Raw genomic sequence first — 11,923 nt, 5'->3', positions numbered from 1 at the left:
TTTACTCTTCAAGCGTTTCAAGTGTTGTTACATTTAAGGATTGTTCAACGGTTTTTGTTTTTGCTTTTACTTTTTCTGCGTACGTGTAATCACCATAGCAGTAGGGATAACGGAAATTGTCTTTGTTCCCTCCGCAAGTGTAAAGTTTCGGATTCTTTTTGACCTGCTGCTCGGAGTATTGTTTTGCCAGTTCCTCAGTATGCGATCCTCCATGTTCAGCCACAAAATCAATATAGCCGGCTCCCATGTTGTAGCTTTGTATAATCGTATCCAAGTCTACGCCTTTTTTCTTGCCTGTTTGGTACATGAGAGTGAATTGTTTGATTCCCTGTTTGATACTGGTTTGAGGGTTTTTAATCTCATTTCGCTTTAAACCCAGAGATTCTGAAGACTGCATGGGATCATTTCCTCTTCCTTTTGACTCCTGATATATCATGCCGAGTACAAGCGATGTATATTTGGTGAGTCCTTTTTCATCCAGCTCGTCTTCAACAAGCGGTTTGTAATCTGTCAGCCGTTCAAGCACGATCGGTTTGACATCAAACGGAAGACTTTTGAGCCATTCATTATTTGAAAATAACAGAATGAGGAAGAAGGAAACCATGACAAAAACACATATCATCATAAGACCCGCGGCAGCGAAACAGCCTTTTTTCTTTTTCTCCACTGTGTTTCACCCTCAATTTCAGGAGCATTATGACTTTTTCATTATGACACAGATGAATGCGCGAAACCAAGCGGAAACCCGTATTTGAAACATAAATTTAAAATAACGGTTCTTTTGTCAGGCGCAGGATGTACCTGCATCAATTGACATTTGGTATAATTGGGCTACTTGAGAAAAAAAGGGTGAGGTATATGACTGAATTTCACGAATCCGGAAACACGAATGACCCCGCTGTCGATTTAGATGAGGAAACTTTATTTTTGGTTGCCCAGACTTTTAAGGCGCTGTCTGATCCGACCAGAATCAGAATTCTCCATTTGCTGTCACAGGGTGAACATGCGGTAAATGATATCGCAGAAAAGCTGAATTTGCTGCAGTCTACCGTTTCTCATCAGCTGCGTTTTCTTAAAAATCTGCGCCTCGTCAAATCACGCAGAGAAGGAACATCCATCTATTATTCACCTGAGGATGAACATGTGTTAGATGTGCTTCAGCAAATGATTCACCATACGCGGCACGATTAAAAAACATCCCTGCTTTTTAGACAGGGATGTCAGCCGTACTGACTGTTATTGGTTTGGTCTCTGCTCGTTTTTAAAACATAAAAAGAGAAGCCGCTGTAATAAACTGCGATGAAATAAAAGATACTGATGGTCAGCGGATCGGCCCCGACCGTTTGGCTGTATGCCTCCGGATGGGTAAAGTCCGCTGTGACCCGGTATATTTCAATAACGCGATAAACAAATCTCGATAGGAATAACGTTAATAGAATAAGTTCAATCCACAGGTGAGTGCGAAAATACATTTTTCCGCGGCGTTCTTCAAAAGAAATGTTCCGTTTGGCAAACAGGACCAGAAGCCAGCCGCAAAAAGTGCCGAATATAAGATACCCGTATAAAGCCGGGTGTGTGATGCTGAAAAACGCCAGAGCGGCGGCCAGCAATGAAAATAAAATCATTCTTGTGTAAAGCCAGCGGGGTTTCAAAGGCTGAAAGCCGACGGACCGTTTCACCTTTTTATACAGAAAAAAGGCAATCATTAAGACAGGGCAGATGCTTTGAAGTGTGATATGCATGGTGTGGAACTCCCCCTCCGTTGAGTAGTGTATGCTTATCCGGCTGGTTTTAGTAGTCTGATTTATTCGCAGGCTGAAAGCATCTTTTATCACATTATGCACGTTTCTTTTTTTGGCATAAGAGAATCGCCCGCGCCTTTCTCAGGATTTAAACAGAAAACTCTTGAAAAACTAACAGTATTAGTTATAATAAAACTAATGATATTAGTTTTAGGGGGATGTTGATGAGAATCTTACAATACGGAAGGGTTTGGCAGCTGACTTTTTTTCCAGCGCTTTTCCCGGTGAATTGTTATTTGGTTGAAGAAGAAGAAGGAGTAACCCTGATTGACGCCGGACTGCCTAACAGTCATAAAGGAATCAAACAAGCATTGCGGCAGGTTGGGAAGCCGCTGAATGACATATTACTCACCCACGCGCACGGGGATCACATCGGTTCGCTTGACTCATTAGCTGCGGATTTTCCGGATGCTTCCGTCTGTATTTCTGAGCGGGATTCTTTCTTGCTGAAAGGTGACACTTCATTATTTGAGCATGAAGCACAAACGCCGATAAAGGGGGGAGTGCCGAAAAATGTTCAGACCGAACCTGATCGCCTGCTGAAAGGCGGCGAGCGGATCGGATCTTTACTTGTTATTCCCGCTCCCGGTCATACGCCGGGAAGCCTCGCTTTTAAAGATATGAGAAATGATATGCTGATCGTCGGAGATGCCTTTCAAGTACGGGGCGGCCTTGCTGTTTCAGGGAAGCTGAAATGGAAATTTCCGTTTCCGGCTTTTGCTACGTGGAATAAAGAAGAAGCTGTAAAAACAGCAAGAACGCTTATCGCTCATCAACCAAGCAGTCTGGCCGCCGGACATGGAAATGTTCTCTGCAATCCCGTTGAAATGATGGCTGAGGCTGCTGAGGAAGCCGAACGAAGCCTGCCGGGAGGCCGATCATAATGTCACCGAGAGTCGGAATGAGCCTTGACATGATATTGAGAGCCGCAGCAGGCATCGCTGACGAAAAAGGGCTGAACGAAGTGACGCTTGCGGCTGTTGCAAAGTCCTTAAACGTAAAACCGCCTTCCCTTTACAATTTTGTCAATGGCCTTCAAGGAATTAAAACAGAGCTGGCTGTCTCCGGTTTAACTATGTTATATGAAAAAATGGCGGCCTCTTTAGAAGGACTGACGGGTGAAACTGCTCTGCTCGCTCTTGCCGATGCCTATATCAATTTCGCCGAAGCCAATCCCGGATTATATGACGCAACATTTCAAAAGATAAAAGACGGCCGGATTGAGAATCTGTCAAGCCTGCTTGTAGAGCTTGTTGTCAAGCAGCTGACAGCTAACGGTTATGCACAGTCTGACACTGCGATTCATGCTGCGAGAGGACTGAGGAGCCTTCTTCACGGATTTGCCGTGTTGAGAAAACAGAGTGCATTTGAATTAACCGAATCAATTAAGGAAAGCCGGAAGTTTGCAGTTGTTGCTTTCCTAAGAGGTTTACAGGGTAGGTAACAATAATATTATTATGTAAACTAAATAAAAAAACGCATCAGTAAAAGGAGGGACAAATGGATTCATTACAACATATCATTTGTGAGCGGCGCACCTATTCACATATTTTTGATTCTCATGCACACACATACTGCCAAATGCTCTTTCCGCTCGAAGGACAGCTGGACTTGGAGACAGAAAGACGTGAAATCAGATTAAAACCTGATCAAATGCTGTATATTCCGCCCGGGCATGAACATCGGTTCCGTTCTTTGGAGCGAAACGAATGTCTCGTTCTCGACATACCGGCATATTTTTTCAAAGGTTCATTTGATCCCGGCGTTCTGAATAAGCTTGATTCTTTTTGGACATCGATTCGGTTTCTGCTGACAGAAGAGACTAAGCAGCAGTCGGCTCATTCATTGAGTCTGCTTGCAGAATATATTGCTGAAAAGATACAAGAAAACCGTACGAATGATTCAATTGCGTATATCCGCCGAAATCTCTCAAAGACTTTTTCAATTAAAGAGCTTGCCGCAATGGAACATTACCACCCGGCGTATTATTCCGACTGGTTTAAAAAGCAGACGGGGAAAAGCCCGCAAGCTTATATTGCTGAGCTCCGTATGAAGAAAGCGGAACAAATGCTTATTGAAACAAAATGCCGGCTGACAGACATCAGTCAGGAGGTCGGCTTTCAAAATTTGTCTTCCTTTACCAGATGGTTTGTCAGACATAAGGGAATAACGCCGCGCGTCTTCCGAAACACCTTTCAATCTGATAAATAATCCTGAAAATCAGTTAAATAAACTGCGTCTTTTTTTGGTATCATGATTGTAAAAAAGGAGTTTTTGATATGGCAGTCATCGAAGATTTTATCAAGCTCGATCTCAGAATAGGAACGGTCGTAAAAGCGGAAGTATTCCCGGAAGCAAAGGTGCCGGCCATTAAGATGACAATAGATTTCGGCGAAGAGATCGGCATGAAACAATCAAGCGCCCAGATTACAAAACGGTACGAACCGGGTGATCTGACGGGCAGGCAGGTTACCGCTATTGTCAACTTTCCGCCGCGGCGGATCGCCGGATTTAAGTCAGAAGTTCTCGTTCTCGGCGGCATCCCGGAAAAAGGAGATGTTGTCCTGCTTACGCCAGAGCAGTCAGTACCGAACGGAACGAAAATCGGATAATAAAAAAAGACGTTTGCAGAAGCAAACGTCTTTTGCGTATTGAGGCGATACACCACACGCCACATTCGTGTGTGCCGCAAGGGCATGTGCATCGGCTTACACAATTCAGCTCATCGCTATAAGAATATAGCATGGCGGGTGTGGAAATGCAAGAGATTTTTTAATATATGTTATATCTGGCTTTGTTTTGCCGATCCCCGATTCCTTCGTGTAAGGTTTCGTTTGAAATTTTATGATCTTGAATAAAGCAGTTCGACAAATGCAAGAGGGAATTTGAGCAAGTTGTGACCGAAGTGTGACCTGGAATTAAAATCCGGGTCTTTTTGTGTAAAAGATGCATGCGAAGAGACCATATAGGCATTAAATGTTATTACTGATGTCTTCATTTATCTTTTGGCTAAGTTTCTGAACCTTCTCTTTAACATTTGAAACAGCTCTTTTTTGAATTTCATCAAAGTTCTCCTGAATATAGTCCATGACACTTCTTATTATAACTTCACTTTCAAAATTGAATATCTCATTTATTTCTGACTGTTCTTCATCTGTCAGGTGATGGTATTGAAGTTGTTTAGCATTTACTTCAGCAGCTGCATCAATCCTAACTTAGTTGTTCTGGCTGTACAATTTCATATTCACCTTCTGCATACTTTTGCTCCGCATAATGGTCTCCCCATTGACAGAGCTCCTGCAAGATAGGTTTAAGAGATTCTCCAAGTTCAGTGGATGAATATTCAACCTTCGGCGGTACTTGGTTATACATCTTTCTGCTCACAAGTCCACTGGCTTCAAGCTCTCTAAGTGTTTGAATCAGCATTTTCTGAGTTATATTTGGGATAATGCGCTTTAATTCACTCGTTCTCTTTGGTCCATTCATTAAAAAGTATAATACAAGGCCTTTCCATTTTCCGCCAATCACTTCCTTTGTCACTTCAAACCCACAGCTGAATTTTTTCATGTCTCAAGCTCTCCATTCCACATTTATTACTTTTTAGTTACTATATCACAAAAAAGTGGGTACTTCCGATAATGTGCTTACTGAAGGATACTATTACTTGTAAGTTGTTCTTCAAGTACTTAAAGGTACTAGACATAAAATAATATTAATTCTAAAGGAGTGTTAAGTATGGGTGAATTTGAAGGTAAAGTAGCGCTTGTAACGGGTGGAACAAGTGGGATTGGTCTTGCTGCAGCACAAAAATTTGTAAACGAAGGTGCATATGTTTATATCACGGGACGTAGACAAAACGAACTTGATAAAGCTGTTAACCAAATTGGCAAGAACGTAACCGGTGTTCAAGGTGATATTTCTAAGCTTGAAGACTTAGACAAACTATATGACATGATAAAGCAGGAAAAAGGTAAGTTGGACATCCTTTTTGCTAATGCAGGCATCGGCAGCTTCCTTCCATTAGGTGAAATTACTGAAGAGCAGGTTGATAGAACGTTCGGCATTAACGTGAAAGGAACCATTTTTACTGTTCAAAAAGCGCTATCACTATTCCCGGACAAAGTAGGTTCTATTATTGTAACGGGCTCTACTGCTGGATCAATTGGCAACCCAGCGTTTAGTGTATATGGAGCATCTAAAGCAGCATTAAGAGCACTGGTTCGCAACTGGATTCTTGACCTAAAAGGTACTGAAATCCGTGTAAATGTGGTTAGTCCAGGAGTGATTCTTACACCTGCATACGATGAGCTTTTTGGTGATGCACTTGAAGGAGCAATGGAATATACCAGAAATACTGTTCCAGCTGGAAAAGTTGGGACACCTGAAGAAGTAGCTAACGCTGTATCTTTCCTTGCTTCAGACGAAAGCAGTTACTTGACGGGTATTGAATTGTTCGTAGATGGCGGGCTAGCACAGGTATAATTTCACTGCGCAGAGGTTACAAATCTTCCCCAAAAAAGGTTAATGGGGATTTACTTGAAGAAGCCGTATAAAAAAGTCGTTTTCCTTAAAGGACAGGGAATTCGACTTTTTTATGTTTGAATTTGATTAACGTTGTAAATTCGCATTTTCCTGGGGCTGCCACTAAATGACCTGTAAAAAAGATTACTTTGTGAATAAATGTACTTAAAGTAAGGGGCGTTAGTTGAAGAACAAACAACAGCGTTGTTGTAGTAAATGAGGTCATTTGTTGTACAAAAAAAGGATAGTTGAATACAGGCATTTTCACCCTGTTCATCTATTCTCTCTTTTTGTTTATAAAATGTGTGACTTTTTATTTGGTTACTTAATTATTAATAATATTAAACATTTTCTTGACTTTTAATAAAAAACAATATCCCTGTCCTTGTATTCTAATACTTTTGAAAATATTTAAAGGAATCCTTATGTCCTGAATAAGCAAAAATGCTGCATACATAATCACCTGTGCTTGTACCAAGGTAATACTCTTTATCGGGTCTATTAGGGTGGTCACAAGGTGGATTCCCTTTACATACAACGATGGAAAGCCTAAAAAGCGTTTCAAAATCTTCACAGCTATGACAATACCGGTTTGTGTTGAACTTGTTGCGAAGGATCAAAAAGGTGCTATTGAAGAGTTAGTAGAAACAGGAGAAATGGGTGTTAATTTCCCTCATATCATTGGATATGGGGGAGGTAAAATAGTTATTCCAACTGTCACAAACAATGTGTTTTACATAGGTGAAGAAGCAACTGTAGTAGAAGTAGAAGACGATGAATAAGACAGATTTACATAACGAGCAGTTCTGTCAGGTTGTATTTGGGGGATTGATCGTAGTTGTACCAGCTTTAAGCATATTGTGCATAGCGTGGTTTGGGTGATTAGGAAGAGTGTCACCAGCACGCTCCTAATCTATAGCAAGTACTATGTCATTCCATTGTATTTAAACGTTAGCAAATAATCAATATTAAAGGGGGGGATGTTTTATAAGAAAAACTCATTTAAAGGTGCAGAGAAGGGCAACTTTGGCGGGTCATACCTCCTCTGCATGTGTCGTATCACTGCACACTTCACCCTGAAGTGTTAGATCGGATTATTATCAAGGGGTTAGCGTTTTGCGAGCCCCTTAAAACTGAATACAGTCAGTCTACACTCCTGAATTAAGGTGTTGTCTTTAGTGATGCCTTTTTTGAAGGATCAGGCTGCCGTGGAATGCGCTAACACACGTAAAACTTGACAGGGTAGTGACTAGGCCGATGCAAATAAACGAGGATAGGATGCCTTCTGTGTTTCCCTATTTACACATGCATCTGAAAGGCGAAAGCTGCCATTAAGTGCTGACGAAGGAAGTCTGATTGAAAAGGACAATGAGAAGAGAAGAAAACTTGGATTCGTTTATGGATGGGCCAAGAAATAAATACGGATCAAAAAGCGATCTTACGAGCTGTTTCTTATACACCTGGAGGCACAGCATTACATAGAGTAGGATTGACAGGTGGGCATAAAAGTTGATGTCTTAATTACTTGAATTGATAGTATACTAAAATATCTTTTAAGGAAAAATGAGCTGTAACAAAAAAATTCCACAAAATGACTTTACAAATATCGGATATTAGACTATTATATTATTGAATAATCTGATTATTTAATATATTAATGAAGGAGGGGTAATAATGGAGGAAATTCAAAATGTTTCTCAAGTTGAATTGGAAGAAACTTGCTATGATTGGGAAATGAATTAGGAAATATGAAGGGGTAACAAACTTAAGAGTTACCCCTTCATTTAAAAAGGGGTGATGAGATTGTCTCTTTTAAATAAACAATATGAAATGTTCAGATGTGCAATAGATAAAACATATTTCCAGAAGTATAAAGAGCATAATGAATTTGACTGGGTGAATTTTGATTATTTTAGAAAGTTACATTACAGTAAGCGAACAATTAGATTTAACCACGTCTTTCCGCAAACAAAAAAAGAAATAGAAAATTGGGATTTGCTGGTGAATGATTTCTGCGAAAAAAATATATACAGGGGACAAAGGCTTGAAAAAGACATAAGAAGTTTCTTGAAATTTCTTTCGGAGAAACATGGAGATGGAAGCTTTATTTTTCAACTAGCTAGACATGAATTTAATATATATAAAGTGGCCGCTGGAAATGAAAATGGTGTCTTAGATCAATTTAACTACCCGATTACTGAGATAAAAGATCGACGTGATAAAAAATCTGAAAAACGTGATTATTTATATTTGAAAGAAAAAAGGAATGTTAGGGTATTCAAAATTCAACATTTCGTGTCTAAGTGGATAAAAATATACACAGCAGTTCAATGTGTCGAAAAATCATGGGAATTAATACATAAACATTTAAACACTGATGAAAAAGAACAGTTAAATTCTGCAATAAAAAGTTTCAAAAACTTAAGTTTATTAGATATATGGAAGCGAGAGCATGCCAGTGATTAAATCCAACAATATTAAAAATAGAATTGTGATAGCGGGTGCTATTGATAGCTTAGGTGCTTCTATTGTATGGACTGGTTTGCCACTATATGCATATTCGATTACTGGTTCTTTTTTATATACCTCGTCATTATTCTTCACTACAGCTATAGCTCGTATAATTGCAACCTTTTTAGGAGGTTACTTGGCTGACGTATCCTCGAGCAAAAAAATAATGATAAGGTGTCTATCTATAAATTGGATTTGCTATTTATTTTTATTTTCGGGATTATTCCTTAAATTCACCTGGATTATATTTCCGGTGATGTTGATATCACAAGGTTTAAGTACGATTTCAAATATGAATCAAAACCTATGGTTTAATTCACTTTGCTCCAAAGAGACATTAGCTTCAGAAATCAGTGGAAGAAATTCTTGGTTTTTGGTTAGCAAGACTGCAGGATTTTCTCTAGGTCCTCTTATTTATAATTATCTTAATACATATTCTTTATTAATCAATTTGGTTACTATAATTTTCGCCTTATCTTTAATTTCCAGTATAAAAAACAAAGGTTATGTCAGTGTAGCAAGGAAAAAAGATAACATTTTTAACTCTTTTAAAGAAGTATACAGGAATCAATTGTTGAAAAGATTAAATATAATCGAAATATTGAATGGATTAACCTTTCCGGTTTTAACAAGTTTATCAATATATATTCTTCAAAAGAATTTAGACGCATCTTCTATTACTATTTCATCGTTTTGGTTTATTGGGGGCGTAGGGGCTGTTATAGCTAATATAGCTTTATCAAGATTAAAACTGTTTAAATTGAAATACGTCTATTTGTTCGTAATTAGTTTTAGTCTTATTATAGGTGGGTTAATGCTAATGACAATAGCGAATGTTCCCTTAGTTTATTTAATCGGATTTTCTTTATTCACACTTGGTACACCTATTATAAACAACCTACTAAGATCAAAGGTTTTTATTCACGCTCCAAAAGATATGAAAGGTAAAATAACATCTGTTATAACCTCTTCGTCAGATCTAGGCACTGTATTAGCTTTATCAATTTCATGGATTATTGTTGAAGAATTTGGTGCGATTTCTTTTATGTTCTTTGTCATTGGAACTAGTGTATTTAGAATATGTTTATTCTTCTTTACTCTTCATAAAGTGGAGAGCAGTATGGAAGTGAGGGGATAATGCTTGCTTATTTGTAAAGGTGTCGGCTTGAGTTTTCGCCAAACATTTTTTGACGAATTGGATATAATAAAAAAAGATGTTGATTTCTTAGAGATAATATCAGAAAGATACTTCACTGAAAAGAATACAGAAGAACTTAAGGTTCTTGCTAAACAATTTCCATTAATTCCACATGGACTATCTCTTTCCATAGGTACTTATGAAAGGCTACCTAAAAAGAAGGAAAAGCAGATTTCTAATTTGTTGACAGAATTAAAGACAGATAGTTATACGGATCATTTAGCATTAAGTAGTGTAAAGGATATTGAGTTACTTGATTTTTTTCCGGCTATGTATAAGGATGAAACTTTAGAATTCTTAAAAAATAAACACAAACAATTAAAAGAAAATAGTTTGAATAATTTATATTTGGAGAATATAACATACACCTTCAATTGGCATAACAATGATTACACAGAGTTGGATTTTTGGTGCAAGGTTTTAAATGAAACAGAAATAGGAATGCTATTAGATGTATCAAACCTATATATAAATAGCGTCAATCATAAATATGATCCGTATGCTTTTTTTGACAGACTCCCCAAAGATAAAATAAATTATTTGCATGTTGCGGGATTTATTAGCAATATGTACGGATTTTTAGTTGATTCACACTCTGAACCTGTTGACTCTGAAGTATGGAAACTTGCTGAATATATAATTAAAAAAGCACCAGTGCAAGGCGTTATCCTAGAAAGGGACCTGAATTGTAATAATTATCATGATGTACAAAATGATATAAAAATTATTAAGTCATTATTTGAAAAAAACGCTCCCCTTCTCCTTTGAGATGTAGGAGCGTTTAACTGTTAAATTGCTTTTAACGAAACGAGCACTCATCTAATGTTCCGGGGAAACCTTGTTGAACGGCTAATTCATATGCTTCCATCTTTATCGGCAGCACCAGTAGCCCCTTAGCTCCAGTACTGCCTTTTTCACCTTTTAATGAAGCTAACCATTCCTCTACAGTTCCTGACAAACCATTGTCTACTGCAATATTATAAGCAGACTTCCCAGTGACAATTGAGACATTAACCATTGGATTGAAGAAACTCATTTATGCGCCCCCAAAAAGTTATATGTTATTCCTGACTCAGAAATCTTGAAGCTTGTGATAGGTGAATCATGAGCGTCCATTTGAAAACCTTGCCCAGCTCTTAAATAGATAGGAATTCCACCGTTGATTGATACATGACATTCCTGATCATTCGAAAAGCTGAATTTATAGAAAGAATATTTAATCGTCCAAGCTACTGGTGGGGAAGGGATCACTTCATGGTTAGATTCTGACTTCTCAAGCATTGGACTCCCGATATATCCAGATCCTATTTGCATGACCAACAATCATTCCTTTCTTAATTAAAAATGAAAAAAAGGGGAGGTGAACTCCCCAAGTTATTTTGGTTCTGTGTATTCCATTGCTTGATCGCTGTCTGAGATACCTGTAGTGGTTGGATCCACTACAATTCCCATGGCAGTTAAAAATAAAAATGTCAGCAGTGCATTAAATTTCTCAGTGAGGTCATCACGAAACACAGAAATATCGTATTCAAAGCTCTGGTGTCTCAATCATAAAATAGGTCAGAAATCTGCAAAGAATTATGCAGGTATTGAATGGGATTGGGAGAAAATAAAATCTTCCTTTGCTGAGTCGAATGGTTGGCAAGTTTGGAAAGCTAAAAGTTAAAAATTTTAAACAGAAGGAGAGAATCACAGATGGATAAATACAAAATTAATAGATCAAAAGGGTACCCCATCTTAGGCGGTTGTCTCCCTAAGATAGATATCACTGCTGAATATTATGTGATTGCGTATGCCAAAGTTTCCGGAGACAACCCGATAATTTCAAGGTGTGATGGCAAATTAATGGCTTAAAATTAAGATAAAACAGCAGTTTAATTAGATTTTCAAA

General features: G+C 38.3%; 16 protein-coding genes and 1 pseudogene. 12 read left to right on the top strand and 5 right to left on the bottom strand.

What is annotated here, in order from left to right; all coding sequences use genetic code 11:
- Window position 1: 1 nt before the first annotated feature.
- A complete protein-coding gene (locus tag VP472_RS09765) occupies window positions 2–667 on the bottom strand; it encodes a lysozyme family protein (RefSeq protein WP_003153802.1) in 666 nt (221 codons plus the stop codon).
- A 191-nt stretch (window positions 668–858) separates the two neighbouring features.
- Here VP472_RS09765 and czrA point away from each other — a divergent pair, with 191 nt between their 5' ends.
- Window positions 859–1,191, top strand: a complete 333-nt coding sequence (czrA, locus tag VP472_RS09760) for a Zn(II)-responsive metalloregulatory transcriptional repressor CzrA (RefSeq protein ID WP_007407993.1) — start codon at window positions 859–861, stop codon at window positions 1,189–1,191.
- A 29-nt stretch (window positions 1,192–1,220) separates the two neighbouring features.
- On the opposite strand, the gene VP472_RS09755 is transcribed toward czrA, so the two are convergent.
- Window positions 1,221–1,742, bottom strand: coding sequence for a CcdC protein domain-containing protein (locus VP472_RS09755; protein WP_094246852.1), 522 nt, complete (start codon window positions 1,740–1,742; stop codon window positions 1,221–1,223).
- A gap of 224 nt (window positions 1,743–1,966) precedes the next feature.
- On the opposite strand from VP472_RS09755, the gene VP472_RS09750 reads away from it, so the two are divergent.
- The 4 genes from VP472_RS09750 to csaA all read left to right on the top strand — a co-directional run bounded on the left by VP472_RS09750 (window position 1,967) and on the right by csaA (window position 4,414).
- Window positions 1,967–2,686: an MBL fold metallo-hydrolase gene (locus VP472_RS09750; RefSeq protein ID WP_146276998.1), complete on the top strand. Its 720-nt coding sequence runs from the start codon at window positions 1,967–1,969 to the stop codon at window positions 2,684–2,686.
- The gene (locus VP472_RS09745) at window positions 2,686–3,246 is read left to right on the top strand and encodes a TetR/AcrR family transcriptional regulator (RefSeq protein WP_146276996.1); all 561 of its coding nucleotides are present in this window, start codon (window positions 2,686–2,688) and stop codon (window positions 3,244–3,246) included. Before VP472_RS09750 ends, VP472_RS09745 begins: the two co-directional genes overlap by 1 nt.
- A 56-nt stretch (window positions 3,247–3,302) precedes the next feature.
- Window positions 3,303–4,013, top strand: coding sequence for an AraC family transcriptional regulator (locus VP472_RS09740; RefSeq protein WP_003153808.1), 711 nt, complete (start codon window positions 3,303–3,305; stop codon window positions 4,011–4,013).
- A gap of 68 nt (window positions 4,014–4,081) precedes the next feature.
- Window positions 4,082–4,414 (top strand): chaperone CsaA, encoded by a 333-nt coding sequence (gene csaA, locus VP472_RS09735; RefSeq protein ID WP_003153809.1) that lies wholly within the window; start codon window positions 4,082–4,084, stop codon window positions 4,412–4,414.
- Window positions 4,415–5,012: 598 nt separating this feature from the next.
- Here the strand turns inward: csaA and VP472_RS09730 are convergent.
- On the bottom strand, window positions 5,013–5,369 hold the full coding sequence (locus VP472_RS09730; RefSeq protein ID WP_079005157.1) for a winged helix-turn-helix transcriptional regulator: 357 nt from the start codon (window positions 5,367–5,369) through the stop codon (window positions 5,013–5,015).
- 168 nt (window positions 5,370–5,537) lie between these two features.
- On the opposite strand from VP472_RS09730, the gene VP472_RS09725 reads away from it, so the two are divergent.
- The 6 genes and pseudogenes from VP472_RS09725 to VP472_RS09700 all read left to right on the top strand — a co-directional run bounded on the left by VP472_RS09725 (window position 5,538) and on the right by VP472_RS09700 (window position 10,800).
- Window positions 5,538–6,284 carry an SDR family NAD(P)-dependent oxidoreductase gene (locus tag VP472_RS09725; RefSeq protein WP_058906109.1) on the top strand — a complete coding sequence of 249 codons (747 nt, stop codon included), beginning with the start codon at window positions 5,538–5,540 and terminating at the stop codon, window positions 6,282–6,284.
- A 545-nt stretch (window positions 6,285–6,829) separates the two neighbouring features.
- The gene (locus tag VP472_RS09720) at window positions 6,830–7,105 is read left to right on the top strand and encodes a hypothetical protein (protein ID WP_225979758.1); all 276 of its coding nucleotides are present in this window, start codon (window positions 6,830–6,832) and stop codon (window positions 7,103–7,105) included.
- Between the two features lie 567 nt (window positions 7,106–7,672).
- A pseudogene (locus tag VP472_RS09715) lies at window positions 7,673–7,836 on the top strand (DNA polymerase); the annotation flags it as partial.
- Between the two features lie 284 nt (window positions 7,837–8,120).
- Window positions 8,121–8,789 carry a hypothetical protein gene (locus VP472_RS09710; RefSeq protein WP_225979757.1) on the top strand — a complete coding sequence of 223 codons (669 nt, stop codon included), beginning with the start codon at window positions 8,121–8,123 and terminating at the stop codon, window positions 8,787–8,789.
- Window positions 8,776–9,972, top strand: a complete 1,197-nt coding sequence (locus tag VP472_RS09705; protein WP_225979756.1) for an MFS transporter — start codon at window positions 8,776–8,778, stop codon at window positions 9,970–9,972. Before VP472_RS09710 ends, VP472_RS09705 begins: the two co-directional genes overlap by 14 nt.
- A 3-nt stretch (window positions 9,973–9,975) precedes the next feature.
- Window positions 9,976–10,800 carry an MbnB/TglH/ChrH family RiPP precursor modification enzyme gene (locus tag VP472_RS09700; RefSeq protein ID WP_058906105.1) on the top strand — a complete coding sequence of 275 codons (825 nt, stop codon included), beginning with the start codon at window positions 9,976–9,978 and terminating at the stop codon, window positions 10,798–10,800.
- A 31-nt stretch (window positions 10,801–10,831) separates the two neighbouring features.
- On the opposite strand, the gene VP472_RS09695 is transcribed toward VP472_RS09700, so the two are convergent.
- Together VP472_RS09695 and VP472_RS09690 are read right to left on the bottom strand one after the other, a co-directional pair.
- Window positions 10,832–11,068, bottom strand: coding sequence for a hypothetical protein (locus VP472_RS09695; RefSeq protein ID WP_058906104.1), 237 nt, complete (start codon window positions 11,066–11,068; stop codon window positions 10,832–10,834).
- A gap of 338 nt (window positions 11,069–11,406) precedes the next feature.
- Window positions 11,407–11,580: a phage holin gene (locus VP472_RS09690; RefSeq protein ID WP_107994353.1), complete on the bottom strand. Its 174-nt coding sequence runs from the start codon at window positions 11,578–11,580 to the stop codon at window positions 11,407–11,409.
- A gap of 147 nt (window positions 11,581–11,727) precedes the next feature.
- On the opposite strand from VP472_RS09690, the gene VP472_RS09685 reads away from it, so the two are divergent.
- Window positions 11,728–11,886, top strand: coding sequence for a hypothetical protein (locus tag VP472_RS09685; RefSeq protein ID WP_153986668.1), 159 nt, complete (start codon window positions 11,728–11,730; stop codon window positions 11,884–11,886).
- The last annotated feature ends 37 nt before the right edge of the window (window positions 11,887–11,923 follow it).

Source organism: Bacillus sp. MT(2024), assembly GCF_036362845.1.
GTDB classification, from domain to species: Bacteria; Bacillota; Bacilli; order Bacillales; family Bacillaceae; genus Bacillus; species Bacillus velezensis.
This window is presented reverse-complemented; position numbering and strand designations above follow the sequence as displayed.

Bases quoted from the DNA above. Each gene is read 5' to 3' on its own strand.
- czrA (WP_007407993.1), top strand. From the start codon at position 859: ATGACTGAATTTCACGAATCCGGAAACACGAATGACCCCGCTGTCGAT.
- VP472_RS09755 (WP_094246852.1), bottom strand. From the start codon at position 1,742: ATGCATATCACACTTCAAAGCATCTGCCCTGTCTTAATGATTGCCTTT.
- VP472_RS09750 (WP_146276998.1), top strand. From the start codon at position 1,967: ATGAGAATCTTACAATACGGAAGGGTTTGGCAGCTGACTTTTTTTCCA.
- VP472_RS09745 (WP_146276996.1), top strand. From the start codon at position 2,686: ATGTCACCGAGAGTCGGAATGAGCCTTGACATGATATTGAGAGCCGCA.
- VP472_RS09740 (WP_003153808.1), top strand. From the start codon at position 3,303: ATGGATTCATTACAACATATCATTTGTGAGCGGCGCACCTATTCACAT.
- csaA (WP_003153809.1), top strand. From the start codon at position 4,082: ATGGCAGTCATCGAAGATTTTATCAAGCTCGATCTCAGAATAGGAACG.
- VP472_RS09730 (WP_079005157.1), bottom strand. From the start codon at position 5,369: ATGAAAAAATTCAGCTGTGGGTTTGAAGTGACAAAGGAAGTGATTGGC.
- VP472_RS09725 (WP_058906109.1), top strand. From the start codon at position 5,538: ATGGGTGAATTTGAAGGTAAAGTAGCGCTTGTAACGGGTGGAACAAGT.
- VP472_RS09710 (WP_225979757.1), top strand. From the start codon at position 8,121: ATGAGATTGTCTCTTTTAAATAAACAATATGAAATGTTCAGATGTGCA.
- VP472_RS09705 (WP_225979756.1), top strand. From the start codon at position 8,776: ATGCCAGTGATTAAATCCAACAATATTAAAAATAGAATTGTGATAGCG.
- VP472_RS09695 (WP_058906104.1), bottom strand. From the start codon at position 11,068: ATGAGTTTCTTCAATCCAATGGTTAATGTCTCAATTGTCACTGGGAAG.
- VP472_RS09685 (WP_153986668.1), top strand. From the start codon at position 11,728: ATGGATAAATACAAAATTAATAGATCAAAAGGGTACCCCATCTTAGGC.